Source organism: Streptomyces sp. NPDC012466, from assembly GCF_042955215.1.
GTDB lineage: Bacteria > Actinomycetota > Actinomycetes > Streptomycetales > Streptomycetaceae > Streptomyces.
Window position 1 is genome coordinate 501,887 of the sequence record NZ_JBIBEQ010000003.1, and the last position, 26,941, is coordinate 528,827.

General features: G+C 72.9%; 26 protein-coding genes. 16 read left to right on the forward strand and 10 right to left on the reverse strand.

Annotation, left to right across the window (positions count from 1 at the left end):
- Positions 1 to 4 precede the first annotated feature (4 nt).
- The 7 genes from dnaJ to ACFY9E_RS14740 all read left to right on the forward strand — a co-directional run bounded on the left by dnaJ (position 5) and on the right by ACFY9E_RS14740 (position 5,552).
- Positions 5 to 1,192, forward strand: coding sequence for a molecular chaperone DnaJ (gene dnaJ / locus ACFY9E_RS14710; RefSeq protein ID WP_390983136.1), 1,188 nt, complete (start codon positions 5 to 7; stop codon positions 1,190 to 1,192).
- A 5-nt stretch (positions 1,193 to 1,197) separates the two neighbouring features.
- Positions 1,198 to 1,650, forward strand: a complete 453-nt coding sequence (locus tag ACFY9E_RS14715) for a heat shock protein transcriptional repressor HspR (protein ID WP_031142455.1) — start codon at positions 1,198 to 1,200, stop codon at positions 1,648 to 1,650.
- A gap of 257 nt (positions 1,651 to 1,907) precedes the next feature.
- Positions 1,908 to 3,026, forward strand: a complete 1,119-nt coding sequence (locus ACFY9E_RS14720; RefSeq protein WP_390983139.1) for a substrate-binding domain-containing protein — start codon at positions 1,908 to 1,910, stop codon at positions 3,024 to 3,026.
- Between the two features lie 116 nt (positions 3,027 to 3,142).
- The gene (locus ACFY9E_RS14725) at positions 3,143 to 3,484 is read left to right on the forward strand and encodes a hypothetical protein (protein ID WP_390983141.1); all 342 of its coding nucleotides are present in this window, start codon (positions 3,143 to 3,145) and stop codon (positions 3,482 to 3,484) included.
- Between the two features lie 45 nt (positions 3,485 to 3,529).
- Complete coding sequence (locus tag ACFY9E_RS14730) at positions 3,530 to 3,910, forward strand: DUF4288 domain-containing protein (RefSeq protein ID WP_390983144.1); 381 nt, start codon at positions 3,530 to 3,532, stop codon at positions 3,908 to 3,910.
- Between the two features lie 120 nt (positions 3,911 to 4,030).
- Positions 4,031 to 4,837 (forward strand): ABC transporter permease, encoded by an 807-nt coding sequence (locus ACFY9E_RS14735; RefSeq protein WP_390983147.1) that lies wholly within the window; start codon positions 4,031 to 4,033, stop codon positions 4,835 to 4,837.
- 1 nt (position 4,838) lies between these two features.
- Positions 4,839 to 5,552, forward strand: a complete 714-nt coding sequence (locus ACFY9E_RS14740; RefSeq protein WP_390983150.1) for an ATP-binding cassette domain-containing protein — start codon at positions 4,839 to 4,841, stop codon at positions 5,550 to 5,552.
- A 444-nt stretch (positions 5,553 to 5,996) separates the two neighbouring features.
- Here ACFY9E_RS14740 and ACFY9E_RS14745 read toward each other — a convergent pair whose 3' ends face one another.
- The 7 genes from ACFY9E_RS14745 to ACFY9E_RS14775 form a co-directional block, all read right to left on the reverse strand.
- Positions 5,997 to 6,737: a DNA-binding response regulator gene (locus ACFY9E_RS14745; protein ID WP_390983152.1), complete on the reverse strand. Its 741-nt coding sequence runs from the start codon at positions 6,735 to 6,737 to the stop codon at positions 5,997 to 5,999.
- A gap of 86 nt (positions 6,738 to 6,823) precedes the next feature.
- A complete protein-coding gene (locus ACFY9E_RS14750) occupies positions 6,824 to 7,258 on the reverse strand; it encodes a hypothetical protein (protein WP_390983155.1) in 435 nt (144 codons plus the stop codon).
- Positions 7,255 to 8,187 (reverse strand): ATP-binding cassette domain-containing protein, encoded by a 933-nt coding sequence (locus tag ACFY9E_RS14755; RefSeq protein WP_390983157.1) that lies wholly within the window; start codon positions 8,185 to 8,187, stop codon positions 7,255 to 7,257. The genes ACFY9E_RS14750 and ACFY9E_RS14755 overlap by 4 nt, the downstream gene beginning before the upstream one ends.
- A gap of 5 nt (positions 8,188 to 8,192) precedes the next feature.
- Positions 8,193 to 9,047, reverse strand: coding sequence for a hypothetical protein (locus ACFY9E_RS14760; protein WP_390983159.1), 855 nt, complete (start codon positions 9,045 to 9,047; stop codon positions 8,193 to 8,195).
- Positions 9,048 to 9,674 (reverse strand): hypothetical protein, encoded by a 627-nt coding sequence (locus ACFY9E_RS14765; protein ID WP_390983162.1) that lies wholly within the window; start codon positions 9,672 to 9,674, stop codon positions 9,048 to 9,050.
- 149 nt (positions 9,675 to 9,823) lie between these two features.
- Positions 9,824 to 10,810, reverse strand: a complete 987-nt coding sequence (locus tag ACFY9E_RS14770; RefSeq protein ID WP_390983164.1) for a hypothetical protein — start codon at positions 10,808 to 10,810, stop codon at positions 9,824 to 9,826.
- On the reverse strand, positions 10,807 to 11,400 hold the full coding sequence (locus ACFY9E_RS14775) for a sigma-70 family RNA polymerase sigma factor (protein ID WP_390983167.1): 594 nt from the start codon (positions 11,398 to 11,400) through the stop codon (positions 10,807 to 10,809). The genes ACFY9E_RS14770 and ACFY9E_RS14775 overlap by 4 nt, the downstream gene beginning before the upstream one ends.
- Before the next feature lie 218 nt (positions 11,401 to 11,618).
- Here ACFY9E_RS14775 and ACFY9E_RS14780 point away from each other — a divergent pair, with 218 nt between their 5' ends.
- The 7 genes from ACFY9E_RS14780 (at position 11,619) to ACFY9E_RS14810 (ending at position 21,037) form a co-directional block, all read left to right on the forward strand.
- Positions 11,619 to 11,786, forward strand: a complete 168-nt coding sequence (locus tag ACFY9E_RS14780) for a gallidermin/nisin family lantibiotic (RefSeq protein WP_086603600.1) — start codon at positions 11,619 to 11,621, stop codon at positions 11,784 to 11,786.
- Positions 11,787 to 11,912: 126 nt separating this feature from the next.
- Positions 11,913 to 15,134 (forward strand): thiopeptide-type bacteriocin biosynthesis protein, encoded by a 3,222-nt coding sequence (locus tag ACFY9E_RS14785; protein WP_390983171.1) that lies wholly within the window; start codon positions 11,913 to 11,915, stop codon positions 15,132 to 15,134.
- A complete protein-coding gene (locus ACFY9E_RS14790) occupies positions 15,131 to 16,531 on the forward strand; it encodes a lanthionine synthetase LanC family protein (protein WP_390983174.1) in 1,401 nt (466 codons plus the stop codon). Before ACFY9E_RS14785 ends, ACFY9E_RS14790 begins: the two co-directional genes overlap by 4 nt.
- Positions 16,528 to 17,613, forward strand: coding sequence for an ATP-binding cassette domain-containing protein (locus ACFY9E_RS14795; protein WP_390983177.1), 1,086 nt, complete (start codon positions 16,528 to 16,530; stop codon positions 17,611 to 17,613). The genes ACFY9E_RS14790 and ACFY9E_RS14795 overlap by 4 nt, the downstream gene beginning before the upstream one ends.
- Positions 17,610 to 18,443: an ABC transporter permease gene (locus ACFY9E_RS14800; protein ID WP_390983180.1), complete on the forward strand. Its 834-nt coding sequence runs from the start codon at positions 17,610 to 17,612 to the stop codon at positions 18,441 to 18,443. Before ACFY9E_RS14795 ends, ACFY9E_RS14800 begins: the two co-directional genes overlap by 4 nt.
- Complete coding sequence (locus ACFY9E_RS14805; RefSeq protein WP_390983183.1) at positions 18,440 to 19,807, forward strand: DUF6895 family protein; 1,368 nt, start codon at positions 18,440 to 18,442, stop codon at positions 19,805 to 19,807. The genes ACFY9E_RS14800 and ACFY9E_RS14805 overlap by 4 nt, the downstream gene beginning before the upstream one ends.
- A gap of 192 nt (positions 19,808 to 19,999) precedes the next feature.
- Entirely contained in the window at positions 20,000 to 21,037 is a 1,038-nt protein-coding gene (locus ACFY9E_RS14810) for a LuxR C-terminal-related transcriptional regulator (protein ID WP_390983186.1), read from the forward strand.
- Here the strand turns inward: ACFY9E_RS14810 and ACFY9E_RS14815 are convergent.
- Together ACFY9E_RS14815 and ACFY9E_RS14820 are read right to left on the reverse strand one after the other, a co-directional pair.
- Positions 21,000 to 21,986: a helix-turn-helix transcriptional regulator gene (locus ACFY9E_RS14815; protein ID WP_390983188.1), complete on the reverse strand. Its 987-nt coding sequence runs from the start codon at positions 21,984 to 21,986 to the stop codon at positions 21,000 to 21,002. The two genes, ACFY9E_RS14810 and ACFY9E_RS14815, sit on opposite strands and share 38 nt — an antisense overlap.
- Positions 21,983 to 23,002 (reverse strand): helix-turn-helix transcriptional regulator, encoded by a 1,020-nt coding sequence (locus tag ACFY9E_RS14820; protein WP_390983190.1) that lies wholly within the window; start codon positions 23,000 to 23,002, stop codon positions 21,983 to 21,985. The genes ACFY9E_RS14815 and ACFY9E_RS14820 overlap by 4 nt, the downstream gene beginning before the upstream one ends.
- Before the next feature lie 316 nt (positions 23,003 to 23,318).
- Here ACFY9E_RS14820 and ACFY9E_RS14825 point away from each other — a divergent pair, with 316 nt between their 5' ends.
- Positions 23,319 to 23,654: a hypothetical protein gene (locus ACFY9E_RS14825; protein ID WP_283968140.1), complete on the forward strand. Its 336-nt coding sequence runs from the start codon at positions 23,319 to 23,321 to the stop codon at positions 23,652 to 23,654.
- Between the two features lie 167 nt (positions 23,655 to 23,821).
- On the opposite strand, the gene ACFY9E_RS14830 is transcribed toward ACFY9E_RS14825, so the two are convergent.
- Positions 23,822 to 24,238, reverse strand: coding sequence for a pyridoxamine 5'-phosphate oxidase family protein (locus ACFY9E_RS14830; RefSeq protein ID WP_030846382.1), 417 nt, complete (start codon positions 24,236 to 24,238; stop codon positions 23,822 to 23,824).
- A 104-nt stretch (positions 24,239 to 24,342) separates the two neighbouring features.
- On the opposite strand from ACFY9E_RS14830, the gene clpB reads away from it, so the two are divergent.
- Complete coding sequence (gene clpB, locus ACFY9E_RS14835; protein ID WP_390983194.1) at positions 24,343 to 26,940, forward strand: ATP-dependent chaperone ClpB; 2,598 nt, start codon at positions 24,343 to 24,345, stop codon at positions 26,938 to 26,940.
- The last annotated feature ends 1 nt before the right edge of the window (position 26,941 follow it).

Sequence of the window (26,941 nt, forward strand, 5' to 3'; positions counted from 1 at the left end):
GAGGATGAGCACCAAGGACTTCATCGAGAAGGACTACTACAAGGTCCTCGGCGTCCCCAAGGACGCCACCGAGGCCGAGATCAAGAAGGCGTACCGGAAGCTCGCCCGCGAGTTCCACCCGGACGCCAACAAGGGCAACGTCAAGGCGGAGGAGCGCTTCAAGGAGATCTCCGAGGCCAACGACATCCTCGGCGACCCCAAGAAGCGCAAGGAGTACGACGACGCGCGCGCCCTCTTCGGCAACGGCGGCTTCCGCCCGGGGCCGGGCGGCGCGGGCGGCTCCTTCAACTTCGACCTGGGTGACCTCTTCGGAGGCGGCGCCCAGGGCGGCGGTCAGGGAGCCGGCGGCTTCGGCGGCGGACTCGGTGACGTCTTCGGGGGCCTGTTCAACCGCGGCGGCGCGGGCGGACCGGGGACACGCGCGCACCCCCGGCGCGGCCAGGACATCGAGTCCGAGGTCACGCTCAGCTTCACCGAGGCGATCGAGGGCGCGACCGTCCCGCTGCGGATGTCGTCGCAGTCCCCCTGCAAGGCCTGTTCGGGCACCGGCGACAAGAACGGCACACCCCGCGTGTGCCCGACCTGCGTCGGCACCGGGCAGGTCGCCCGGGGCAGCGGCGGCGGCTTCTCCCTCACCGACCCCTGCCCGGACTGCAAGGGCCGCGGCCTGATCGCGGAGAACGCCTGCGAGGTCTGCAAGGGCAGCGGCCGGGCCAAGTCCTCGCGGACCATGCAGGTGCGCATCCCCGCGGGCGTCAGCGACGGCCAGCGGATCCGGCTGCGCGGCAAGGGAGCACCGGGCGAGCGCGGCGGCCCGGCGGGCGACCTGTACGTGGTGGTGCACGTCGACTCCCACCCGGTGTTCGGCCGCAAGGAGGACAACCTCACGGTCACCGTCCCGGTGACCTTCGCCGAGGCGGCCCTCGGTGGTGAGGTGCGGGTACCCACCCTGGGCGGCCCGCCCGTCACCCTGAAGCTGCCTCCGGGCACGCCCAACGGGCGCACCATGCGCGCCCGGGGCAAGGGCGCGGTCCGCAAGGACGGCACCCGCGGGGACCTCCTGGTCACCGTCGAGGTGAGTGTTCCGAAGGACCTGACGGGGAAGGCTCGTGACGCGCTCGAGGCGTATCGCGAGGTGACCGCGGAGGAGGATCCGCGGGCGGATCTGTTCCAGGCCGCGAAGGGAGCATGAGTCAGATGGACGGTCGTCGGCGCAACCCGTATGAACTGACCGAGGAAACCCCGGTCTACGTCATCTCGGTGGCGGCCCAGCTGTCCGGCCTGCATCCCCAGACCCTGCGCCAGTACGACCGGCTGGGCCTGGTGTCCCCCGACCGCACCGCCGGCCGGGGCCGCCGCTACTCGGCGCGCGACATCGAGCTGCTGCGCACGGTCCAGCAGTTGTCGCAGGACGAGGGCATCAACCTGGCCGGAATCAAGCGCATCATCGAACTGGAGAACCAGGTCGCCGCGCTCCAGGCCCGGGTCGCCGAGCTGGAGGACGCGCTCGACGGCGCGGCGGCGGCGATGCGCCAGCGCGAGGCGGCGGTGCACGCGTCCTACCGCCGCGATCTGGTGCCGTACCAGGAGGTGCAGCAGACCAGCGCGCTGGTGGTGTGGCGGCCGAAGAGGCAGCAGCAGTCCGACTGACGCGCAGGCGACGCGAGAGGGCCGGGAGTCGACTCCCGGCCCTTTTCGTATGCCTTGGGCCGGTTTCACCCGTTCTCCTGTGGATGACCTGAACGTGCGCGGCACTTGCAGATGATTCCGCAGGGTCTTCACAACTGCTGCGGAGCGTGGTGTTGTCATCTCGTTAAGTGGTTCCGCTTGACGCTGGGGGTCGCGTCCGCGTTGGCTTTTCAGTCACATGGGCGGAAAGCTGCGCCCACGTCCGAATCACACGCGAAGTGAGCTCCCGAATGCGTCGTATCGCCATATCCGTGGCAGCCGCCACGATGTCCGTCACGCTCGCCGGCTGCGGCGTGCTCAACGCGACCGGGAGCAGTGACGACGCGAGCCCGGCGAAGGGCAACGACATCACCGTCGGACTGCTGCTGCCGGAGAAGGCGAACACGCGGTACGAGAACTTCGACTACCCCATCATCAAGACGAAGGTCGAGTCGCTCACCAACGACAAGGGCCGCGTCGCGTACGCCAACGCGGAGGCGAGCGCGGACAAGCAGGCGAGCCAGCTGCAGCAGATGATCGACGACCGGGTCGACGTGATCCTGCTGGACGCCGTCGACTCGCACGCCATCGCGAGCGGCGTGAAGAAGGCGAAGGAGGCCGGCATTCCGGTCATCGCCTACGACCGGTTGGCCGAGGGCCCGATCGACGCCTACATCTCCTTCGACAACGAGCTGGTCGGCGAGGTCCAGGGCCGCACCCTGCTGGAGGCCATCGGCGAGAAGGCGAGCCTCTCCGACAAGATCGTCATGATGAACGGCTCGCCCACGGACCCGAACGCCAAGCAGTTCAAGGCCGGGGCGATGTCCGAGCTGAACGGCAAGGTGACGATCGCCGCGTCCTTCGACACCAAGGACTGGAAGCCGGAGAACGCCGAGGCCAACATGGCCCAGGCGATCGAGAAGATCGGCAAGGGCGACATCGCCGCGGTGTACTCCGCCAACGACGGCATGGCCGGCGGCATCGTCAAGGCGCTGCAGGCAGCGGGCGTGACCGAACTGCCGCCCATCACCGGGCAGGACGCGGAGCTGCCGGCCGTGCAGCGGATCATCAGCGGCGAGCAGTACATGAGCGTCTACAAGTCGTACCCGCAGGAGGCGGAGAACGCCGCGGAGATGGCCGTCGCCAAGGTCCAGGGCCGCGACATCCAGTTCGCCGCCCTGACCCGGGACAAGGTCGACAGCCCCACGGACAAGGGCATCCCGGCGCAGCTCGTGCCCGTGGTCGCGCTCACCAGGGAGAACATCAAGGACACGGTGGTCGCGGACGACATCTACAAGCTGGCGGACATCTGCACGGCCAAGTACAGGGCGGCGTGCCAGGCCATCGGCCTGAAGTAAGCGCGGGCGGGAGACTGACGCGGGACTGCCAACCTCCCTGCCAACGCCGCTGCGGGCGCGCGGGCGGTGGAAGGGTCGGATCGTCCGATGACGACCCGACCCTCTGGAGGTTCGAGATGAAGGCAATGCGCCGTGTCCTGGCGTCCGCGGTACTGGCCCTGTCGATCGGTGGTCTGGTGGCGCCCGCCGTGTCCGCGGCACCGGCTCAGGTGTCCGGGCAGGTGGCCGTCTCGGCCGCGGACGACCTGGCCGCCGCCCGGAACTGCCGTGCCGGGGACAACCACGACGAGGTCGCCGCCAAGTTCATCTCCCGCTGCAAGAAGGGCTCCATCCGGCGGGAGTTCCCCACGGACCGCCTGTCGCGCACGCTCGGCGAGATCTTCGCGGGCAAGCAGCGCGGCGACCGGGATGATGTCAAGGCGTGGAAGCTGCTGAACGACCGCCGCTTCGACAAGTAGCGGAGGGCGTTCGGCGCGTTGACCGACGTGCGGACAGGAGCGAGCGTGACCGACCTAACCGGTGCCGAGCAGCCGGCCCCGCAGCCCTACGTCGCCCTGGTGGTGATGGAGGCGACCACCTCCGGACCGGCCCCGGCCGGGGAACCGGAGCAGCCCCTGTACCAGGAGAACTTCGTCCTGGTGCACGCGACCGACGAGCGGTCCGCCAGAGAGCGGGCCGAGCGGCGGGCGCGCGCGGCGGAGACCAGCTACCTGAACGACCGGCAGGAGACGGTCACCTGGCGACTGAAGGCGATCGTCGACGTGAAGGAGGCCGAGGACACCGACCTCGGCAGTGACGCCGACCTGTACACGCGTCACTTCCGCGACTGGGCGGCGTACGAGCGGGTGGAGCCACTGCTCGCCCGCGAGGACGACACCCCCTAGCCGCGAGCGGCCGCTCGGCCCGGGCCGGGCACGGGGACGGACACCGTCTCCCGTGCCCGGCCCGGCCGCGTTTCGCGTCCCGTCGTGAACCGGAGCCCGGCGCGCGGCTACGTACCGGGCATGCGACACGACACGACAGCCGCCGCCCCGACGCCGGCGGAACGCGACAAGCCCTCGCTGGTGACCGTGACCGGCACGGAACTGACCCGGCTCAAGCGGGGATTCCTCGTCTGGTACCACCTGCTGGCACCGGTGATCATCACCGTTCCGCTCTTCCTCGGCGCCCTCGGCTCCTCGGAGGCCAAGTCGGGGCAGACCTTCGAGGTGTTCCGGAACGTCACGCTGGAGTTCTGGGGCGTCCTCGTCCCGATGACAGCGGGCCTCGCCGCGGCGCTCTCGGTCCGCGCGGACCAGGACGCGTGGCGGCTGCTGCTCTCCTACGGTGTGCCGCGCGGCCGGTACTTCGTGGGGAAGGTGGCCGCCCTGGGCGTGCTCGGCTTCGTCTCGTCCACCGTCCTGCTCGTGATGCTCACCCTCGGCGCCGCGCTCAGCGGGCAGTTCCCGGACGCCCTCGGAACCGTCGCCGCCGCCGTCTACCTGCCCTGGCTGGTGGGCCTGTCCATGACGGCGATGGCGACGCTGGTGGCCGTCGTGTGGGGCATGGGCCCGAGCATCGGGGTGGGCGTCGCCGGGCTGCTGTGCGGGGCGCTGGTCTCCGACAAGACGTTCTGGTTCGCTGTGCCCTTCGCCTGGCCGATGCGGGTGGTGCTGCCGCTGGCCGGGATCGGGCCGAACGGCGTGCCGCTGCCCGACGACAGCCCCGTCACCGACCCCGGTGCCATCCCGCTCGCCGTGATCCTCGCCGCGGTCCTGTCCGCCGTGCTGCTCGCCGTGGGGCGACTTCACATGATCCGTAAGGAGATCTGAGATGAGCCACGCGCTGTTGATCCGTGACCTGCACAAGCACTACGGCGCCCACCGGGCCCTGGACGGGGTGGACCTGACGGTCGAGCCGGGCGAGGTCTACGGTCTGCTCGGCCCGAACGGTGCCGGGAAGACCACCCTGATGAAGGTGCTGCTGGGGCTCCAGAGGCCGACCCGCGGCACGCTGGAGATCCTCGGCAGGCCCGTGGGGCGCGAGAGTCTCGCCGAGGTCGGGGCGCTCATCGAAGTGCCGGGCCTGTGGCCCCAGCTCACGGCCGACGAGACCCTGGGCATCCACGCCCGGCTACGCGGGGTGCCCACCGAGTGGATCGACCCGGCACTGGAACTGGTCGGCATGACCGGCGCGCGGCAGCGCAGGGTGAAGGAGTACTCGCTCGGCATGCGCTGGCGGCTCGGTATCGCGGTGGCCCTGCTGGCCCGGCCGCGGCTGATCGTCCTGGACGAGCCGACGAACGGTCTGGACCCGGTGGGCATCCGGGAGATGCGCGGCATCATCCGGTCGCTGGCCGGCCAGGGGGTGGCGGTGCTCATCGCCAGCCACCAGCTGGCGGAAGTGGCCCAGGTGTGCGACCGGGTGCAGGTTCTGGTGGCCGGCCGGACCCGGTACGAGGGGCCGGTGGACGGACTCGCCGTCGACGGGAACGTGGAAGCGGGCTTCTTCCGCTTGGTGGAGACGGCCGACGCGGGAATCCGCTAGCCCGGTGGCGCCCCGCACCACCGCGCCGGGGCCCCGCCCACCGAGAACGGCACGGGCCCGGGAGCCCGGTGGGGCCGGGTTGTGGTGCCGGAGGGGGCAGGGGAGGAGTCCCACGGCACCGGGAGTGGCCGGGCTCGGGAGCCTGGTGGGACCGGGTTGTGGTGCCGGAGGGGGCAGGGGAGGAGTCCCACGGCACCGGGAGTGGCCGGGCTCGGGAGCCTGGTGGGGCCGAATTGTGGTGCCGGAGGGGGCAGGGGAGGAGTCCCACGGCACCGGGAGTGGCCGGGCTCGGGAGCCTGGTGGGGCCGGGTTGGGGTGTTGGGAGGGGTCGGGGGAGGAGTCCCACGGCGCCGGGAAGTGGGCGGGAACTCGGTGGGGGTTGGGCGGGGTGTCGGGGTGCCGCGTCGGGCCGGGGCCGGTGCGGCACCCCCTGCGATGCCGGTGTCAGCCGGCTCGGCGGATGCGCTCGCGCGGGCCGTCCTCGCCGATCAGGCCGAGCTCGGCCGCACGGGCGTGCAGCTCGCTGCGGCCGGACACGCCGAAGGTGTCGTACAGCCGGCGGATGCGCCGGTACATCGACCGCTCCGAGCAGTAGTTGCGCCGGGCGATCTCCGACACCGTCGCCGGGGAGCACAGCATCCGCAGCAACTCGGCGTCGTAGCCGGCCCCGCCGCCCGGCTGCGGGCGGGGCGGGATCCGCGGCGACGCCGGGAGGGCCGGGCCCGGTGCCGCCGCGGCGGGCCGGTGCACGGGACCGTCCGGCAGGTAGCACAGCCGGACCGGGGTGGAGGGCGCGCCGGGCGCGCGGTGGGCGCGCAACTGCGCGAGCAACAGGTCGGTCTGCCGTTCCTCGGTGATGGCGAGGTTGAAGACGGAACTCGCCCCCGCGCGTATGGCGTCGTGGGTCAGGTGTCCCGAGACGTCGTCGGTGACCGCGACCAGCAGGGCCATGGCGTGCCGGGTGCGCAGCGCGCGCAGCCGGTCCGCCTGGAGTTCGCTGGACACCGGCAGGAGGACGGGCAGCTGGGGCTCGCCGGGAGCGGCCAGCCGGGCGTCGTCGACGAAGTCGACGCGGTCGAGCCCGGCCAGCAGGAGGCTGAGCGGGGTGTCCGGCGTCGACAGGAGGGCCTGAAGGCCGGCGTGCGCGAGGACGTGAAGACGGTTTTTGACAATGAGCTGCGGCACAGCGTTGTTCCCCCGTGGTTCGTCAATCTGCGGTGGGCAGAAGGCAGAGCGCCGCATGGTCCGGGCGGCGCTGCGAGGGCCGGTGGTCAGCCGGCGGCCCCACAGAGTCTCAGTGTCTTGGTCAGCAGGGATCCGAGACTGATCGGGTCGCCGTCGTCGCCCTTGGCGCGCAGCGGGCCGATGTCGCGGTAACCGGCGTCACGGGCGCGGTCGTTCAGCGCGTACGTGGTGCCGTCGGGGCTGGTGAAGAGGGCCTGGTTGTCCTTTCCGCACCGGGCGGTGCCGTGGTCGACGGTGAGCGGCCAGGTGTAGCCGAGGTTGCGCTCGCTGATGCGCTGGGTGGTGGAGGTCGGGCTGGGCAGGGGCTCCGGGCGGGTGGTGCTCGGATGGGAGGTGCCGCTGCCGCCGCAGGCGGTGAGCAGAAACGGCAGGGCAGCGCACAGGGCGAGGACCGGCCCGGTCCTGGACCGCAGGGCCGGTCCGGGGCGGGTGGTGTGGGGGGATGCGGTGTCGTGAGTCATGTACTGGCTACCTCGCTGGAACTCGCGGATGAACTCTCGGATGAGGCAGAAGCGTTGACGGAGCGGCCGGTGGCCTTGAGGAGCGCCGCGTAGCCGTCCTCGAGGGTGGGGGGAACGGGCCGGGCGCCGGCCGGGGCGGCGGTGGCGACGACTCGGTACTCGGGTCCCGCCGCAGTGGTGACGGCGCTGACCACCTCCGCGCCCGGCGGTGGTGCCGGCGCGCCGGCCGGCAGTACGTACGTGCAGCCGGCCGCGTGGCTGACGAGCGCGGCGGTGGTGTCGTGGAAGACCAGCCGCCCCGCCGTGAGCACGGCGACCTCCGGGCAGGTCTGGGCCACGTCGTCGAGGATGTGGGTGGACAACAGCACGGTGCGGCCGCCGCCCAGCCCGGCCAGCAGGGCGCGGAACCGCATCCGCTCGTGGGGGTCGAGGCCGGCGGTCGGTTCGTCCACGATCAGCAGGGACGGATCGCCGAGCAGCGCCTGGGCGATGCCGACCCGCCGCCGCATGCCGCCTGAGAAGCCGCCCAGCCGCTCCCGTCCGACCTCCTCGAGGCCGACCTCGGCCAGCCGTGTCTCCACCTGCCTGCGGCGTTCCCGCTTGTCGTGCAGCCCTTTCAGCACGGCGATGTAGTCGAGGAACTCCCGGGCCGACAGGTCCGGATACAGGGAGAGCTCCTGTGGCAGATACCCCAGGGCCCGCTTCATCGCGGTCAGACCCGCCGTGGTGGCCAGATCATGGCCCCCGACGACCACGCGGCCCGAGGTGGGCCGCAACACCCCGGTCAGGATGCGCAGCAGCGTGGTCTTCCCGGCACCGTTGGCACCCAGCAGACCGACCGTGCCGCCCTCGATGTGCAGGTCGACCTGGTCCAGAGCGCGCCGGCCACCCGAGTGGACCTTGGTCAGGCGTTCCGTCGTGATGTTCATCGGGGTCAGGCTCCGTGTCGTCGAAGACGTGCGGTGAGGAGACAGAGGGCGTGGCACCCCGCGGCGGTCAGCAGCACCAGGGCGAGGTTCAGCAGGGCGGACGTCGTGGTGACGTCCGGGCGCAGGGGACCGGCCGCGCCGCGCGCCGCCCAGATGTCCGGGGCGCCGGCCCAGGCCACCAGGGGGTAGCCGCCGAGCGGCGACAGCACCGTGCCGGTGGGAGTGGGCACGGGGGAGAACCGGGGCGGGAAATTGGTCGCCCACAGCCACAGCACCACCGTGACGGCCCGTGCGGCTGCCGTCGGCATCAGCACACCGAGCAGCCCGGCCACGGCCGCCGCCAGCACCGCGGCGGGCAGAACGGCCGTACCCAGGGCCGCCACGGCCGCGGCCAGGGGTCTGCCGCTGCCGGCGGTGAGCGACAGGAACGCCCCGTAGGCCAGGAGCAGCGCGGCGACCGGGGCCAGTGCGGTGAGCAGCGGACCGAGCAGGGAGCCCATGAGGCGGGGCAGCCGGCCGGCGGGGGTCGCGGCCAGCAGCTCCGGCAGGCCCCGGGCCTCCAGGTTGCGGCGCAGCCGGTCGGTCAGCGCCAGGGCCAGACCGAGCGTGCAGAAGGAGTTGACGAGCACGGCGGTGACACCGACCCGGGCCACGGGATCCGAGGCGCCGGTGACGACCGGGGAGGTGAACGCGAGCAGCAGGGTGAGCGCGACCAGCGGCAGCACGGCGGCCCAGACGGCACGGCGCCGGGCCGCCATCAGCACCTCGTAGCGGATGCTCCACAGCAGCGCGGCCGTACGGGCTCCAGGGGCCGGTACCGCCGTGCGGGCCCGGCTCTGTGGTGTTCCGTGTGCGGACACTCAACCCTCCTGGTGATCCCTCGTCAGAACGCCCGACCGTTCCGCGTCGCCGAGAGTCTGCAGGGCGAGGGCGGTCAGGGCGATGCCGGTCATGGAGGCGGGCAGCCCCTGGGGAGCGCCGTGCGGCGCGATCCGGTCGACCAGCAGCAGTTTGGCCAGGCACACCGCGGCGATCAGACCCGCGCCGGCGCCCGCCGACCCGGCCCGCACGGTGGCCCACACCGCGCAGCCCGTCAGCAGCACCGTCAGTCCGGCGAGTTCGGTCAGCAGGACGGCGATGCCCAGGGGCCGGTCGGTGGCGGTGAGCGCGACGGCCAGGCCGACAGCGGCGGCGGCCGTCACCCCGGCCGGCCAGCACAGGCGGCGGGCCACGGTCCGCGGATAGCCGGTGGGCAGCGTCAGGTGCAGTTCCGCCATCGGTTCCCGGGCGACCACGGTCGCACAGGCCAGGGCCGTGGTGGCGGGCACCGCCGTGGTGATCAGCGCCCGGGAGAGCAGCGCCCCGCCGCCCGGCCCGGTGGCCGTCGCCGCCCACGCCGTGAGTGCGGCGAGGAGCGGCAGGACCAGGGCGCCACGCCCGCAGCGACGGGCCTCGTGGAGCCATGCGTGCCAGGCGCCGGCAGTCATCACGTACTCCTCTCTGCGGCTCGGAGGCCGCCGCCTCTTCGCAGGGCCGGGGGAGTACCCGGCGAGAAGACGGCGGCCACCCTGTACGTAGCGCCAGGACGGCCAGGGGTTCACAGGAGTTGCGGTTCGCTTTTCCCGTGGTGGTCACCTCAGGGAGCGTGTCCGGACGGATAGCGGCGCATGGCCGTGGCGGCCCAGGCGAGCAGGAGAACCGACACGGCCACGGTCCACGGCGTGGTGGACAGCACGTGCCCCAGGACGGCCTCCAACGGCGACGACACCAGCCCCTGAGGCCCTGTCACGACGCCTGCCAGCCACAGGGTGCCGCCTGCCGCCGCTCCGGCCGCCGGCGCGACGCGCACCGCGAGGGACAGGGCGAGTGACGCGGCCAGCAGCGCCTCGCCCAGCCAGTCGGTCACCACCGGCCACCACCCCGGCCCCCCGACCAGCGCCGAGCACAGCACGGCCAGGAGCAGGTCGGCGCCGAGCACGACGGCCATCCGGGCGAGGAACACGGTGCCGGGAGGCAAGGGAAGGGTGAACTGCAGTTCGTGACGCGGATCCCGGCGCGGTGATGCCACGGTGAGGGCCGCCGGCAGGACCAGCAGCACGCACACCGCGCCGAACAGCCGCAGCCCGAGGCGTTCCTCGCTGAGCATGGGCGCCAGCACCGCGGCCGCGATCAGCCCGATCGCGGTCAGCGGAGCCAGTGACCGAGGCAGCATCGCGGCCTCGGTCCGGGCGAGTTGCCAGGCCAGACGCCAGGGGGAGGGGAAGCGCGGCATCCGGTGCGCGGCGGCCGGGCCGTGCGGGGAGGGAACCGGTGCCGGCGGTGCGCCCGCCCCGGCTCCGGGCGCCCGGGCGTCTTCCGGCGCATGCCCGGCCGCTCCGGCGGCGTCCCGGGGGCCGGCCGTCGCGGCGGCCAGCGCGGGCCCCAGCAACCGGTCGAAGGACGGTACGGCCAGGGTGCGGACGTCCTCCGCCTCGACCGCCGCCCGCCCGACGGCGCGCCAGTCCGCGAGCCGGGTCCGGCAGCCGGCGCACTCGGCCAGGTGCCGCGTCCGGGCGGCCTGCTGTTCACCGGGCGTGTCCCGCACCAGCCGGACCAGTTCCTCGTCCGCGAGGTGTTCACTCATCGTCGTCCTGTTCCTTCCAGCCGCGAGGCGGCGAGCATGCTGCCCAGCCGCCTGCGCGCGTGGGACATCCGGCTTTTGACGGTGCCCACCGGGATGCCGAGGACGGCGGCCACCTCCGGGTAGGCGAGTTCTTCCACGAGGACCAGCCCCAGCACTTCACGCAGGTGTTCGGGCAAGGCGCGTACGGCCTCCCGCAGCTCGGTGCGCTCGGCGGCCACCATGACCTGTTCCTCCACCCCGGGATCCGGGTGCGGCACGTGCTCCGCCTCGGCGAGATCGGTGAGGTGCGGGCGCGACCGGCGCAGCTGGTTGTGCGCCTGCCGACGCGCCACCCCGAGCAGCCAGCTGCGGACCGAGGACTCCCCGCGGAAGCCGGCCGCGGACCGCCACACCGCGAGCCAGGACTCCTGCAGGATCTCCTCCGCCACGGCCGGTTCGGAGGTGAGTCTGCGGATCAGGCGCAGCATGGCGGCCGCGTGCCGCTCGTACAGGGTCCGCAGGGCGGTCTGGTCACCACGGGCGGCGGCGGTCAGCAGGGCTTCGTCCGAACACACATGAAGTACGTAGCGCGCGGTGCTGCCATGGTTCACGTCGGCACCGAAACTTTCGGCCACTTCCGCGGGGCCGCTTCCGCGGCCACCGCAGCGGTGATTCCGGTGGCGCCCCGGCGTAACCACCGCTGCCAGGGGACTGCCATTACTGCCAGCCCGGCCGCGAGCCGTTGAGCGCCCGCCTCGGGGCATGGTTGCGTGCTCCACGGATCGATCCGACGAACACATTTCCGGTTCTTCCGACGAAGGAGCCTGACATGGGCACGCACGGAATCGCACAGCACGACGAGGCCGACCTGTTCGACCTCGACCTGGAGATCGGCGTGGAGAAGTCGGTCGCCGGCCCGGCCATCACGTCCATCTCCTACTGCACGCCGGGTTGCACCAGCGACGGCGGCGGTTCGGGCTGCAGCCACTGCTGCTGACGCCCTGCCCCCGGAGGCCGGCCGGGACCCCGGCCGGCCTCCGGGCCTCGCTCCCGTCCGAAAACGGGCCCTCGCGCAAACCGGCCCGCCCACCGATGCCGGCCCGTCCACACAAGGGGGAAGATCTTGGGGGACACGCTGTTCCGCGCGGCGGACCTCTTCCTGCTCCGCGCACCCGCGGCCCAGGCCGCCGCACCGGGCCCGACCCTCCCCGGGGACGGCACCCCGCCCGAGGACACCGGTGCCTGCGTGGCGCTGCTGGCCGGTGCCGCCGCCGATCCCGTCCTGGACGAGGCCCTTCTCCTCGCCTCACCCGCGCTCAGCGCGCTCGTGCGCCGCGTGGCCCGGCAGGGAGACGCGGGACTCACCGCGAGCCGGCTGCGCCGGGCCGCCCTGGCCGTGCTGCGCTACGACATCCGGATGCGGACCCGGCCCACCCCCTTCGGCCTCTTCGCGGGCGTGACGACAGGGGAGTTCGACTCCACGGCCAAGGCCGCGCGCGGCACCGGGCACCGCACCCGCACCCACGTCGACATGCAGTGGCTGACCAAGGTGACGCACCGTCTCGAGCAGGACCCGACCGTGCGGGCCGCCCTGGACGTGCAGGCCCACCAGGCGCTGACCGTCCGTGGCGACCGGCTGGTCCTGACCGCCCCCTCGGCCCCGGCGACGGCGCCGGGCGCGGACGGCGAAGGCCACGCCACCGTGTCCGTACGCAACACCCCGGTGGTGGCGCGGGCCGTGCGGGAGTCCCGCGGGCCGGTGCCGTACCCCTTGCTCGTCGAACGGCTCACCGCGGCCTTCCCGGGCGCGCCCGAGAACCGGGTGCGGTCCCTGCTGGACGAGCTGATCCGGCAGGAGATCCTGATCAGTTCACTGCGGCCGCCGCTGAACGGCGGCGACCCCCTGCGGCACGTGCTGACCGTCCTGGACGCGGTACCGGACGCGTCCCCGGCCGCCGAACAGGTCCGCACCGCGCTGCACCGTCTCGACCGCGACCGCGCCGCCTACGACGCGCGGCCACCGGGCGCGGGGCGGGAGTCGCTGCGCCGGATGCTCGACGCCGCACGGGAGGTCGAGCGGGACGACACGCCCCTGCACATCGACACCCGGCTCGACGCCGTCCTGCACCTGCCATACACGGTGCGCGAGGAGATCGAGCGGGCGGCGGACGTGATGTACCGGCTGTCGCGGCCGAAACGCGGGCTGTTCGCGCTGCGCGACTACCACCGGCGTTTCCTCGACGTGTACGGCGCCGACCGCCTGGTGCCCGTTCTGGACCTCCTCGACCCGGCCACCGGACTGGGGGCGCCGGCCGGTTACGGCTGGCCCAACAGCGAGGCCGCCCCGCAGCCGCCGGACGACGTGCGCACCGCCCGACGCGACCGGGCCATGGCGCGACTCGCGGCCACGGCGCTGCGCGACCGGCGGCGCGAGATCGTCATCACCGACGCGGAGCTGGCCGAACTGGCGCACGACGAGCCCGAGCCGCAGTCGGTCCAGAACTCCTGCGAGATCACCGTGCAGGTGGTCGCCGCCTCCACGGAAGCGCTGACCGACGGCGAGTTCCTCGTGTTCCTGTCGCCCTCGCCCGGGTCCCACCGCGCCGGTTCCACCTTCGCCCGCTTCGCCGACCAGGAACCCGGCTGGGGCGGCCCGTTCGCCGAACTGCACCGGCGCTCACCGGTGCACGTCGAGGGTGCCGTCGCCGCCGACCTGGCGTTCCGGACCAGGTCGGGCCGGGCGTCCAACCTCGCGCACACCGTCCCCGCGACCGGCCGGCGGATCTCCGTCGGCGTGCCCGACGCACCCGGTGTGGAGGAACTGCGCCTCGCCGACATCGGGATCGGCGCGACCCTGGACCGGCTGACCGCCGTCCACCTGCCCACGGGCCGGGAGATCGTGCCCGTGCTCGGCAACATGGTCAGCGCCCCGGCCCAGGCGCCCAACGCGGCCCGGCTGCTGTGGGAGATCGGCCTGGAGGGGCAGCGCCTGTGGGAGCCGTGGAACTGGGGGCCGCTCGCCCAGGCGCCGTGCGTGCCCAGGATCCGCTACGGCCGCTTCGTCCTGGCCGGGGCCGTCTGGCGGCTCGACGAACTGCGCGGACCCGCCGAGGACGCCCGCACCACCGGACGCGAGGGATGGGACGGGGCGGTCGGCGCGTGGCGTGAGCGGTGGGACGTGCCGCGCCAGGTCCTCGCCGTCACCGCCGACCAGCGGCTGCTGCTCGACCTCGACCACGTCTGGCACCGGGAACTGCTGCGCGACCAACTGCTGCGCAACCCCGACCTCATCGCCCAGGAGGTGCCGGGCGAACACGAAGGCCTGCTGGACAGCCCGCTCGCCGGGCACACGGCGGAACTCGTCGTGCCGCTCGCCCGCCGCTCCGCCGCCCCGGCGTACCGCCCGTACGCCGGCCACCTGTCGGCGCGGCGCACCGTCCACGGGCTCGGCGGCGACTGGCTCCACCTCAAGCTCCACGGCTCCGCGCGCACCCAGGACGACCTGGTGCGCACCCATCTGCCCGACCTGGTCGGGCGGGCCCGCGAGCTCGGTGCCGACCGGTGGTTCTTCATCCGCTACACCGACGACGCCGGCCACCACCTGAGAGTGCGGTTGCACGCCGACCGCCGCACGCTGTGGGGCCCGGTCGCCGCGTCCGTCGGCGAGCTCCTGGACGACTGGCAGCGGCGGGGTCTGCTGCGCTCCCACGTGGTGGCGCAGTACGACCCGGAGACCGAGCGGTACGGCGGCGCCGACGCCATCGAGGCCGCGGAGGACGTCTTCCGGTACGACAGCGAGGCCGCCGTGGAACTGCTGCGCATCGCCCACGAGACCGGCCGGGGCCACCCGTCCGACGCCGGCCCCGGCCCGCTGACCGGCTGCCGGGTGGACGATCTCGCCGTGATCTCCTGCGCGGCCCTCGCCCACGCCTTCGGGCCCCCCGACCCCGGGCACCCGCTGCTCGTCGAGGACTGCGGGGACGACGCCGCGGCGGCCTGGCTGTCCATGACCGGGTCGCGACGCGATCTGCCCGCCGCGTTCCGTGAACGAGCCGCCCACTGGCGCCGTGTGGTCGATCCGTACGGAGGCTGGCCGGAGTTGTCCGCCGACCCGCTGGGCGCCCGCGTGCTCAGCGCCCTGCGCGACCGGGACGACGCCGTGCGCAGGCTCGGCCGGCTCGTCAGGGACACCCGCGAGACCCCGGACGGGCGGGTCGTGGGCAGCCTGATGCACATGGTGTGCAACCGGCTGCTGGGCGGATCCACCGCCCGGGAGACGACCGTGCTCGGCATCGCCCGGGGCGCCGTACAGGACCACCTCAACCGCCGGAGGCATGTGTCATGAGCCCCACCGCCGGTACACCGGACCTCGCGCCGGCCCCCTGGGCGGAGCAGGCCCGCCACGCCGTCACCCTGGTCGCCGAGCGGCTCGCCGACCCCGAGTCGGTGGCCGCCGTGGCCTCCCGGGACGACAACCGGGACCCCGTGTACGACGCCGTCATGTGGGGCCCCCTCACCCTGGCCAACGGCCTGCCCGGCACCGCCCTGCTGTACGGCGAGCTGTCGCGCGAGAACCCCTCGTGGCGCACGGTGGCCCACCGGCACCTGGCCGCCGCCGGCCGGGCGATGGCCGACGCGCCCAGCCGGGGCCTCTTCTCCGGGCCTGCCGCCCTGCTCGCCGCCGCCCAGACCTGCGCCGGTGCCGACGGGCACTACGCCTCGCTGCGCCGGCGCCTGGCCGCCTGGGTCGCGGACGACCAGCTCGAACGGCTCGCGGCCTTCCGGGCCCGCGCCGCGCGCGGTGAGGAGGGCGTCGACTGGGCCGCCTACGACCTGATCAACGGGCTGTCGGGAACGACACGGCTGCTGCTCGACGCGGTGGACGACCCGGCGGAGGGTTCCCCGGAGGTGGCCCGGGCACTGGACGCCTCGCTGCGTCACCTGGTCGCGATCACCGAGCCGGTGGAGGCGGCGGTCCCGGGGGGCACCCGCACCGTGCCCGGCTGGTGGGTGCCGGCCGCCCTGCAGATCAGCGACCGGGACCGGCGCGACTACCCCCGGGGCGACTTCAACCTCGGCCTGGCGCACGGCATCGCCGGCCCGCTCACGGTCCTGGCGGCCGCCGCCGAACGCGGCCGGCACGTGCCGGGCCTGACGCAGGCCCTGCACCGCATCGCCGACTGGCTGCTGGGATGGACGCTGCACGACGACACCGGCCCCTACTGGCCGGCCCGGGCGGGCTGGGACGACGAGACGGCCGCCGAGCGGCCCCGGGCCCTGTTCACCCGGACCGCCTGGTGCTACGGCACGCCGGGCGTCGCCGCGGCCCTGCACCATGCGGGCCGGGTCCTGGACGAGCCGGACTGGTGCGCCGCCGCGGTGGACGCCCTGCACGCGGCGCTGCGCCGGGACGAGGCGCGCTGGGCGGTCGACGGCCCGACCGTCTGCCACGGCTACGCCGGCCTCCTCGCGGTCCTCTCCCGCGTCACCCGCGACGCACACGACCCCGTGCTGGAAACGGGCCGGACCCGGCTGACCGGCCTGATCCTGGACTGCCTCGACGAGGACGCCCCGTTCGGCTTCCGCCACCTGATGCGTTTCCCCGCCGCCGCGCACTCACCCGTCCCGCATCGCGCCCTGGATGTCGCCGGGATGCTGGAGGGTGCGGCGGGCGTCGCCCTGGCCCTGTTGCCGGACCGCCCCGGACCGCTGCCCTGGGACCGATGTCTGGGGCTGGCATGAGCGGCACACGGCCCGGCACGGCGGGCCCGCGGGACAGCCTGACGGCCATCGCGCAGGAGGAACGGACAGACATCCGGGAGGAGCGGCACGTGGGTGTACGGGTGGACGACTCGGTGAGCCACACGGCCGGCGCGGCCACCCCCCGGCCGGGACCGGCGGGAGTGGCGGCCTACGAGGTGCGGGGGCTGGTGGTCCGCTACGGGAAGGTCACCGCGGTCCACGGCGTCGACATCGCCTCCCCGCCCGGCCGGATCACGGCACTGCTCGGGCCGAACGGCGCCGGCAAGTCGAGCCTGATGCGGGTGCTGTCGACCGCCTCCCGCCCGGACGGGGGCAGTGTGCGGATCTTCGGCCACGACGTACGCCGGTCACCGACGGCCGCCCGGCGGGCGCTGGGGCTGGTCTTCCAGGAACGCACCCTGGACAAGGAACTGTCCGTGGAACGCAACCTGTGGTTCCACGCCCGGCTGTTCGGGATGCGCCGCTCCGACGCCCGGGCACGCATCACGCTGATGCTCGACCTGTTCGGGCTCGCAGACCGTCGGCGACAGCCCGTCGAGGAGCTGTCCGGCGGTCTCGCCCGGCGGGTGGAGATCGCCCGTGCCCTGCTGCACCGGCCCGGGCTGCTGCTGCTCGACGAGCCGACCAACGGCCTCGACCCGAGCGCCCGCAGCGACGTGTGGACCGACCTGACCCGGCTGCGCGACGAGCTCGGCGTGACGGTGCTGTACTCCACGCACTACATGGACGAGGCCGAGTACGCCGACGAGATCGTGATCCTGCGCGAGGGCCGGGTGGTCCGGCAGGGCAGCGCGGCCCGGCTCAAGAGCAGCCTGGACTCCTCGCGGATCGTGGTGACGAGCGACGACGACGCCCGCGCCGCCGCCCAGCTGCGCGCCGCCGGGTTCGACCCGCTCACCGAGCCGGACGGCCTCGCCGTGCACTGCTCCGATCCCGAGACGCGGATCGCCGACGTGGCGCGCGCCGTGGAGGTGCCCGGCCTGACGCTCGCCGTGCGGCACCCCTCCATGAACGACGTTTATCTGGCCGCGGCCGAGGACAGGCAGGTGAGCACCCCATGACCACCGACATCGCCGCCGGACCCGTCAGGCCTGCCCCGGGCACCGCGGACGGCGCCGGGGAAACGCTCGCGGACCGTCTGTCCACCGGCCTGCGCGCCATCTCGGTCATCGCCCACCGGGACCTGCTGCGCCAGGTCAAGCGGCCGGGCATGCTGGTCAGCCAGGCCGTGCAGATCGTGTTCTTCGTCCTCGTCTACGCCGTCGGCTTCGACGGCATGATCGGCTCGGTCGGCTCCGGGACCCCGTTCAGCGCCTATGTGTTCCCCGGCATCATCGCCATCCAGGTCGTCTCGGTCGGTGTGGCCTCCGGGCAGACGTACGCCTGGGACCGGGAGTACGGAGTGCTGCGCGAACTGCTCGTCGCCCCGGTGCCCCGGATCTGCCTGCCGCTGGGCAAGGTCGCGGCGGGCGCCGGAATGGTCACCGTGCAGAGCGTGGTGATGCTCGCCTTCGCCCCGCTCGCCGGAGTGCCGCTCACTCCGTTCCGGTTCGCCGCGGCGGCCGGCTGCTTCGCGCTCACCGCCGCGCTGTTCAGCGTCATCGGCCTGTGCCTGGCCACCCTCATCCAGCGGGTGCAGACCCTGCAGTCGACCGTCCAGCTCGCCATGTTCCCGATGCTGTTCCTGTCCGGCTCGGTGTTCAGCCCGCAGGACGCCCCGGGCTGGCTGGCCGCCGCCATGCACCTGAACCCGATGACGTACGCGGTGGACCTGGCCCGGCAGTGTCTGCTCGGGGGCGCGGGCCTCCACCCCTGGCAGGCGGACCTCGCCGCGCTGTGCGCCGTCCTGGCCCTGGCCCTGACGCTGCTGCGGCTGCGGAGCGGCCGGTGAGCGCGTCGGACACCCGCTCCCGCGCCCCGGGTGCGGCCGTCCCCGACGACCCGGCCGTAGCCCTGCTGTCGGGCGTGATCCGGTGGCTGGAGGAGCATCTGGCCTGGTTCGACCCCGACCAGTGGGAACGGATGCTGCCGCGGCGGCCGTTCCGGCCCGGACCGCTTCTCGAACTGCTCGGTCTCCTGCGCCTGCTGGACCGGGCCGCCCCGGCGCGCGTGCGTGTCCCCGCGGCCCTGCGTGAGGGCGCGCTCGCGCTGGCCGAGCGCGTCGTCGACGACCCCGGCTTCGCGACGCGGCTGCGCCGCGCCGACCCGTACTTCCCCTACCACCTCAACCTGGTCGCGCTGCTCGGGATACTGGGCCGCCCCCGGCCCGCGCTGCGCGAGGAGTGCCTGGCCCTGCTCGCCGTCGGCGCCGGCGGGCACACCCGGCCCCACAAGCCCGTCCTCAACCGGCTCGAGATGCGCTTCTTCCTCGACCGCGCGGGGATCGCGGCCCCGCCCGGGCTGCCCGACACCGCCACGCTCTACGGGCAGAGCCTGCCCGCCCTCGGGCCGGATCCGCTCTTCCTCGACGACAGCGAGACCTACGCCTTCACCCACGCGCTGTTCTACGCCACGGACTTCGGCGCGCGTCCCCTGCCGGCCGGCGAGCCGGACCCCGGCCTCCTGCTGGAGACCGTGCTCCTGCTGCTCGACGTCGACCTGACGCGCGGTCACCTCGACCTCGTCGCGGAACTGCTGCTGTGCGCGGACCTGCTGTGCCCGGCGGGACCGCGGGACGGGGACGGGCCGGACGGGGATCCCGTGACGCGAGGCTGGGACACGCTGGCCCGTGCCCAGCGACCCGACGGAGCGGTGCCCGGACCGGTGCACCGGCCGGAGCGACTGCCCGGCCTGACGGGAGAGAAGGCGGACGCCTACCTCTTCGGCACCTGCTACCACACCACGCTGGCCGCAGGGCTGGCCGCGGCGGTCCGCCTGAACTCCCGCTCCGGGGCGGGCCGCGTGGCCCGCCGGCCGGAGCCCGCCCGCGCGACGCCACCGCACACCGCACCCTTCGCCACCACGTCCCCGGACGCGGCCCCCGACGCGGACGAGATCCGCCGCTGGTCCGCGACCGTCCGCGCCGCGGCGGCCCGGGCGACCGACCAGGAGCGGACGGCCTGGTCCACCGCCGGGCAAGCGCTGTTGGTGGTGTGTGCCCAGCGGCACGACCGGCCCGGGCTGGCCGCGGTGCTGGGCGCCCTGCGGGCACTGGGGCGGGACGGCACGCCCCTGGCACGGTCCGCCGCCGCGCTGCTCGCGGCGGGCTGGTGCGCCTCCGCCACCGACGGCTCCGGTCCCGCCCCGCACGACTGACCGGCCGGTCGGTCGCGCAACGCTGCACGCACATCACCCGGCGTGCAGTCACCGGCCCGCGGCGCCCCGCACATACCGGTCTCAAGGGGGCCGAAAAGCGGTTCGGTTGGGGTCGAGCCGTGTTGCGGAGCACGGCCCGTCCGCGCATAGTTGCGCTGCGGAAAGACGGCGGAACCGGGGGTGGGATGGGCGATGGCCGGGCACGGGGCGGATGAGCATCCCCATGGTGCCGACCGACTGTGCGAGGCCGGGGACCGCGTGTACTCCCGGGCCGTACGGCGCGGCCGGGTGCCGCGCCGGGACGCGGAACCGGTGCCCTGCCTGCTGGAACTCGCCCTGCTGCACCCGGACCCCGACGACATGGACTGGCTGGTGCCGACCTCCCCGCAGGAGGTCATGACCCGGCTGCTGCGCGGGATGTACGACGAGGTCAGTGCCAGCCAGCGGCGGCTGGGCTCGGCCGTCACGGCCGTCGAGTGGTACGCCGGACTGGGCCGCCAGGTGCGGCCGGCCGCGTCGGCGGCGGAGGGCCCGGCGATCCGGGTCCTGGACGGACTCGCCCGGATCCAGGCCGCGATGGACGAGGCGACCCGGGCGTGCACGGCCGAGGTGCTCACGGTCCAGCCCGGTGGCATCCGCCGCGAGGCGGAGCTGTCCGAGGGGCTGCACCGGGCGCTGGCCCTGCGGGGCCGCGGGGTGCGGATGCGGGACCTGTACACCCATGTCGCCCGGCACGGGCAGGGGTTGCTGAACTATCTGGAGCTGATGGGCGACGCGGTGGAGGCGCGCACGCTGGACGAGGTGATCGACCGGCTGATCCTCTTCGACCGGACGGTGGCCTTCATCCCCGCCAACACCGACCGCACGATGGCCCTGGAACTGCGGCACCCCGCGCTCGTCTCCTACCTCGTCACCGTCTTCGACCGGCTGTGGCGTCTCGCCATCCCCCTCACGGCCCCGCTCCCCGACACCGGCATCGAGGGCATCTCCCACCGGGAGCAGTCCATCGCGGCGCTGCTGGCGGAGGGGCACCAGGACGCGGTGATCGCGGAGCGGCTGGGGATCAGCGTGCGGACGTGCCGGGCGCACATCGCCCGGCTGTCGGAGACGCTGGGGGCGGCGAGCCGTACGCAACTCGGCGTGCGCATCGCCCAGGCGGGCCTGGACGGCTCACAACACTCCGCACCGCCCCTCAGTCTTCCTGGTCAAGAATCCCCGAGCGTCCGATGAGGAACCCGAGCTGCGCCCTGCTCTGACTGCCCAGCGTCGCGGCGAGCTTGGCGATGTGGACGCGGGCGGTGCGGATGTTCATGCCGAGCCGGTCGGCGATCACGGCGTCGGTGTGGCCCTCGACCAGGAGGGCCGCTATGGCGTGCTGGCGGGCGGTGATGCCGTTGTGGGAGGGCTGGGGGGCGGCTTCGGGGTACATGGGCGTGGCCAGGCGCCAGAGGCGGTCGAAGGTGACGGCCAGGTGATCCACGAGGGCCGGGTGCCGGATCTCCAGAGCGAGTTTGCCGTCCTCGCCGGCCGGGACGAAGGCCACCGTGCGGTCGATGAGGACAAGGCGGTCGGGGACTTCGTCCAGCGTGCGGATCTGGACGTCGCCCTTCAGGCGCTCACAACGGGCCACGATGATCGGAAAGTGACGCAACGTGTGCGGGTACAGGGTGCGGATGCGGCAACCACGGTCCAGTGCTGCCTGGTCACGGCCGAGCGAAGCGGCGTCGGCGACCTGACCGCGTTCGCCGGTGAGGCCGGCGCGGGGCTGGACGGTGATCAATTCCTCGGAGGCATCGGCCATCGCGTCGGTGATGGCCCGATTGATCCGCTCTGTGCCGGTGAGGAGCTGGATCGTGGGAGTGCCGTCGGCCGTGCGGTGCGGGTCGGCGATCCGCATCAGGGAGCCGAATGTCTCGGCCAGCCGTGCCTCGCGCTGCCGTTCGCTCGCGATCCGTTCCTCGGAGCTCCGCAGCAGCCGGTGCAGCGCGACGACCGGGGCGACGGGCTCCAGCCGGGTGGCGTCGTCGAGGGCGGGGTGCAGCAGACCCAGGTCGACGAGGCAGGGGGCGGCCTGGGCGTCCTCGGCCGGTAACCGCCCCTGGCGCAGTGCCCGTTCGTACAGGTCCGTGCCCGCGGGGCACAGATCCTCCGTGCCGTGCTCGCGGTGCCGTGCGCTCACTGCGCCGCGCCCTGCGGCTCCAGGATGCCGGACTGCGCGATGAGGTAGCCCAGTTGGGCGCGGCTCCCGCTGCCCAATGCCGACGCCAGCTTGGCGATATGGGCCCGGCAGGTACGGACGTTCATGCCGAGGCGGCGGGCGATGGCTTCGTCGACGTGGCCCTCGACCAGGAGCTTGGCGATGGAGTGCTGGATCTCCGTGATGCCGTCGGGGGCGGTTTCGTAAGGGGCGCCGGCGCTCAGCGGGACGGCTCGGTCCCACATGAATTCGAAGACCTTGATCAGGTAGGAGACCAGCCCGGGATGACGGAGCTCGAGAGCGACCTTCTGGTCGTCGCGCGTGGGGATGAAGGCGACCGTCTCGTCGCAGATGATGAGCCGCTCGACCAGTCCGTCGATGGTCCGGTGTTCCACCTTGCCGTCGGGGAACTGGCCGGCGTAGGTGAGCCTCTCGGGGTTGTACCGCGCCGTGTGCGGATACAGCGTCCGTATGCGCACACCACGTTCGATCAGCGGCCGGTCGCGTTCCAGACCCTGGATCAGGCTGCGTTCGGGCCGGTGACCGCTCGGCTGGATCGTGAGCATCTCGGTCTGGCACTGGGCCGTGGCCAGGTTGAGTGCCGCATTGATGCGCTCGCTGCCCTCCAGCACCGTGATGGAGTCGCTGGTGGTCGTGGCCTGTGCGCTGAGCGCCATGAAAGGGGCGAAGGTGTCGGACAGTTCGATCGACACACGCCTGCGCTCGGTGATCTCGTTCTCGATGGGATTGAGCCGCTGCGCGAGCGCCACGGCCGGGGGGATGGGACGCAGCCAGTCCGGGTCGTCGGGGTCCGGGTGGAGAAGGGCGAACTCCATCAGGCAGGGCGCCGCTTCGACGTCCGTTCGCAGAACGCGTCCCGCACGCAGGGCGTTCGCGTAAAGTCGGCCACCTTCCTCGCACATCTCGGTCACCACATGGGGATGTGTCACCTTGGTCCGATTCGTTGTCAAATCTCCACCCCCCAGGGTCCTGAACATGCAGGAACATGATGCATCGATTCTGTGGCCATGACGTGCCCGAATGAGCCATCGTCGTATTCGACGGGGGAAGAGGGGACCTTCAAGTGAGGACGAAGCCGACTATGCGTAACAGAATGCTTCGCTTGGGGCTTGTCGCCGCCTTCTCTGCCGTCGTGGCCTTCGGAACTGTGAGTGGCCTGTCGGGTGCGAACGGCGATGACCGGGCGGACAGTGTCTGGCCGGCGGCTGCCAAGAGTCATGTTCTGGCCGACAGTGTGTGGCCGGCTGCGGCCCGGTCCGTGGTGCCCACGGCAGCCGGATCCGGGAGCTGACCGTGACCACTCCACCCGACGACCGCTCCTTCCGTCGTGAGATGGCCACCGCCTACCGATCGGGCTGGCACTTCATCGACCTGGTCACCGCCATCCCCCACAGCGGTGACTCGTTGATGGTGACTGTCTTCGGCGAGCCGGTGGTCGTCACGCGGGACGACGACGAGGACGTACGGGCGTACCGGTGTCTGCGGCGGCCTCGGGGGGCGCCGCAGCCAGTGCGATGTGCCGTACGGTACGGAATGATCTTTGTGAACCTGGACCAACGGGATCACCAGCAGGTGGAGGCCGACTCCCCTGTCCCGCGGACCATCTCTGCCACCCCCCGCAGTGCCTGACGCGATTCCCCCGTCGTAACAGATCGCTCAGGTGCTTCCCCCCGCAGCGGCGTCACCGTGACCTGAACACGGTGACGCCGCTGCAGTTTTCCGGGACATTTCCGGGTATCGACCCAGTCCGGGGGTGGCCGGATCCAATCGATCACCGGTGTGGATATTCACTTCGCTCAACCTCGCCCCATGGCCCGCGTCAGGTGGATCTCGATCACCACGCGCGCCGGGTTCGGCGACGGGGTCCTGCCGTAGCGCTCCGCGTAGCGCCGCACCGCCTCGGCGACCCGGTCCGGCTCCTCGCTCACGAAGGCCCGCCCCTCCAGCGTCGCCCAGCGGCGGCCCTCCAGCTGGCAGACGGCCACGGCCGCGCCCTGCTCCCCGGCGGCCCGCACGTACCGCACCTTCGCGCTCGCCCGGTTGGTGATCACCCGAGCCAGACGGGCCTCGGGATCGTATGTGACCCCGACGGGTACCAGATGCGGAGTGCCGTCCGGGCGGGGAGTCGTCAGGGTGCACAGGTGCCGCTCCCGCCAGAAGCCGAGATACGACGGGTCCGGAGCGCCCGGGTCGACGGAGTACTTGGTCGCCATGCCCCGGAACTTAGACCCTCCGGCCCTCCCGGAACCGTCCTTGAGTGCACTAGACTCAACTTTGTGCAAGCCGTTCGGGTCAGTGCAAGGAGGAGAACGCGAAGGTGGACGCCGAGCTGACCAACCGGAGCCGGGACGCGATCAACGCTGCCAGCAACCGGGCCGTGACCGAGGGGCACCCCGACCTCACCCCGGCCCATCTGCTGCTCGCGCTGCTCCAGGGACAGGACAACGAGAACATCACCGACCTGCTCGCCGCGGTCGACGCCGACCAGGCGGCCGTACGCGCCGGAGCCGAGCGCGTGCTCGCCGGGCTGCCGAGCGTGACCGGGTCGACCGTCGCGCCGCCCCAGCCCAACCGCGAGATGCTCGCCGTCGTCGCCGACGCGCAGGCCCGCGCCAAGGAGCTGGGGGACGAGTACCTCTCCACCGAGCACCTCCTCGTCGCCCTGGCCGCGAAGGGCGGCGCGGCCGGCGAGGTGCTGGCCCGGCAGGGGGCCGACGCCAAGAAGCTCCAGGCCGCCTTCCAGAAGACGCGGGGACAGCGCCGGGTGACCACGGCCGACCCCGAGGGGCAGTACAAGGCCCTGGAGAAGTTCGGGACCGACTTCACCGCCGCCGCGCGGGAGGGGAAGCTCGACCCCGTCATCGGCCGGGACCAGGAGATCCGGCGCGTGGTGCAGGTGCTGTCGCGGCGGACCAAGAACAACCCGGTGCTGATCGGCGAGCCCGGCGTCGGCAAGACCGCCGTCGTCGAGGGGCTCGCCCAGCGGATCGTCAAGGGTGACGTGCCGGAGTCGCTGAAGGACAAGCGGCTCGTCGCGCTCGACCTGGGAGCCATGGTCGCGGGCGCGAAGTACCGGGGCGAGTTCGAGGAGCGGCTCAAGACCGTCCTCGCCGAGATCAAGGACTCTGACGGGCAGATCATCACCTTCATCGACGAGCTGCACACCGTCGTCGGGGCCGGTGCCGGCGGCGACTCCGCCATGGACGCCGGCAACATGCTGAAGCCGATGCTGGCCCGCGGCGAGCTGCGCATGGTCGGTGCGACCACGCTCGACGAGTACCGCGAGCGGATCGAGAAGGACCCCGCCCTGGAGCGGCGCTTCCAGCAGGTGCTGGTCGCCGAGCCGAGCGTCGAGGACTCCATCGCGATCCTGCGCGGACTCAAGGGCCGCTACGAGGCCCACCACAAGGTGCAGATCGCCGACAGCGCCCTGGTCGCGGCGGCGACCCTGTCCGACCGGTACATCACCTCCCGCTTCCTGCCCGACAAGGCCATCGACCTCGTCGACGAGGCCGCCTCGCGGCTGCGCATGGAGATCGACTCCTCGCCCGTCGAGATCGACGAACTCCAGCGCGCCGTCGACCGGCTCAAGATGGAGGAGCTGGCGATCGGCAAGGAGACCGACGCGGCCTCCCGCGAGCGCCTGGAGAAGCTGCGCCGCGACCTCGCCGACAAGGAGGAGGAGCTGCGGGGCCTCACCGCCCGCTGGGAGAAGGAGAAGCAGTCCCTCAACCGCGTCGGTGAACTGAAGGAACGCCTCGACGAGATCCGCGGCCAGGCCGAACGCGCCCAGCGCGACGGCGACTTCGACACCGCCTCCAAGCTCCTCTACGGCGAGATCCCGGCCCTGGAGAAGGAACTGGAGGCCGCCTCCGAGGCCGAGGAGGAGGTCGCCAAGGACACCATGGTCAAGGAGGAGGTCGGCGCCGACGACATCGCCGACGTCGTCGCCTCCTGGACGGGCATCCCCGCCGGGCGGCTGCTGGAGGGCGAGACGCAGAAGCTGCTGCGCATGGAGGACGAGCTGGGCAAGCGGCTCATCGGCCAGACCGAGGCCGTGCGCGCGGTGTCCGACGCCGTACGCCGCAGCCGCGCCGGGATCGCCGACCCCGACCGGCCCACCGGATCCTTCCTCTTCCTCGGCCCGACCGGCGTCGGCAAGACCGAGCTGGCCAAGGCCCTCGCCCACTTCCTCTTCGACGACGAGCGGGCGATGGTCCGCATCGACATGTCGGAGTACAGCGAGAAGCACAGCGTGGCCCGGCTGGTCGGCGCCCCGCCCGGATACGTCGGCTACGAGGAGGGCGGCCAGCTCACGGAGGCCGTGCGCAGGCGGCCGTACTCCGTCGTCCTGCTGGACGAGGTGGAGAAGGCGCACCCCGAGGTCTTCGACATCCTGCTCCAGGTGCTGGACGACGGGCGCCTGACCGACGGACAGGGCCGCACGGTCGACTTCCGCAACACCATCCTGGTGCTGACGTCGAACCTCGGCAGCCAGTTCCTCGTCGATCCGATCACCAGCGAGCAGGAGAAGAAGGAGCAGGTCCTGGAGGTGGTGCGGACCTCCTTCAAGCCGGAGTTCCTCAACCGCCTGGACGACCTGGTCGTCTTCGCCGCGCTGACCAAGTCCGAGCTGGAGCGCATCGCGAAGCTCCAGCTGGACCGCCTGGCCAAGCGGCTCGCCGAGCGGCGCCTCGCCCTGGACATCACGCCCGAGGCCCTGGCCTGGCTCGCCGAGGAGGGCCTGGACCCGGCGTACGGCGCCCGGCCGCTGCGGCGGCTCGTCCAGTCCGCCATCGGCGACCGGCTCGCCAAGGAGATCCTGTCCGGGGAGATCAAGGACGGCGACACGGTCCGGGTGGACCGCTTCGAGGACGGGCTCCTGGTGGGCCCGGCCACGGGCAAGACGCTGTAAA

What these genes read in the sequence shown, in the direction of transcription:
- dnaJ (WP_390983136.1), top strand. Translation starts at nt 5, where the DNA reads ATGAGCACCAAGGACTTCATCGAGAAGGACTACTACAAGGTCCTCGGC.
- ACFY9E_RS14715 (WP_031142455.1), top strand. Translation starts at nt 1,198, where the DNA reads ATGGACGGTCGTCGGCGCAACCCGTATGAACTGACCGAGGAAACCCCG.
- ACFY9E_RS14725 (WP_390983141.1), top strand. Translation starts at nt 3,143, where the DNA reads ATGAAGGCAATGCGCCGTGTCCTGGCGTCCGCGGTACTGGCCCTGTCG.
- ACFY9E_RS14735 (WP_390983147.1), top strand. Translation starts at nt 4,031, where the DNA reads ATGCGACACGACACGACAGCCGCCGCCCCGACGCCGGCGGAACGCGAC.
- ACFY9E_RS14740 (WP_390983150.1), top strand. Translation starts at nt 4,839, where the DNA reads ATGAGCCACGCGCTGTTGATCCGTGACCTGCACAAGCACTACGGCGCC.
- ACFY9E_RS14750 (WP_390983155.1), bottom strand. Translation starts at nt 7,258, where the DNA reads ATGACTCACGACACCGCATCCCCCCACACCACCCGCCCCGGACCGGCC.
- ACFY9E_RS14755 (WP_390983157.1), bottom strand. Translation starts at nt 8,187, where the DNA reads ATGAACATCACGACGGAACGCCTGACCAAGGTCCACTCGGGTGGCCGG.
- ACFY9E_RS14765 (WP_390983162.1), bottom strand. Translation starts at nt 9,674, where the DNA reads ATGACTGCCGGCGCCTGGCACGCATGGCTCCACGAGGCCCGTCGCTGC.
- ACFY9E_RS14770 (WP_390983164.1), bottom strand. Translation starts at nt 10,810, where the DNA reads ATGAGTGAACACCTCGCGGACGAGGAACTGGTCCGGCTGGTGCGGGAC.
- ACFY9E_RS14780 (WP_086603600.1), top strand. Translation starts at nt 11,619, where the DNA reads ATGGGCACGCACGGAATCGCACAGCACGACGAGGCCGACCTGTTCGAC.
- ACFY9E_RS14790 (WP_390983174.1), top strand. Translation starts at nt 15,131, where the DNA reads ATGAGCCCCACCGCCGGTACACCGGACCTCGCGCCGGCCCCCTGGGCG.
- ACFY9E_RS14795 (WP_390983177.1), top strand. Translation starts at nt 16,528, where the DNA reads ATGAGCGGCACACGGCCCGGCACGGCGGGCCCGCGGGACAGCCTGACG.
- ACFY9E_RS14800 (WP_390983180.1), top strand. Translation starts at nt 17,610, where the DNA reads ATGACCACCGACATCGCCGCCGGACCCGTCAGGCCTGCCCCGGGCACC.
- ACFY9E_RS14810 (WP_390983186.1), top strand. Translation starts at nt 20,000, where the DNA reads ATGGCCGGGCACGGGGCGGATGAGCATCCCCATGGTGCCGACCGACTG.
- ACFY9E_RS14820 (WP_390983190.1), bottom strand. Translation starts at nt 23,002, where the DNA reads ATGTTCAGGACCCTGGGGGGTGGAGATTTGACAACGAATCGGACCAAG.
- ACFY9E_RS14830 (WP_030846382.1), bottom strand. Translation starts at nt 24,238, where the DNA reads ATGGCGACCAAGTACTCCGTCGACCCGGGCGCTCCGGACCCGTCGTAT.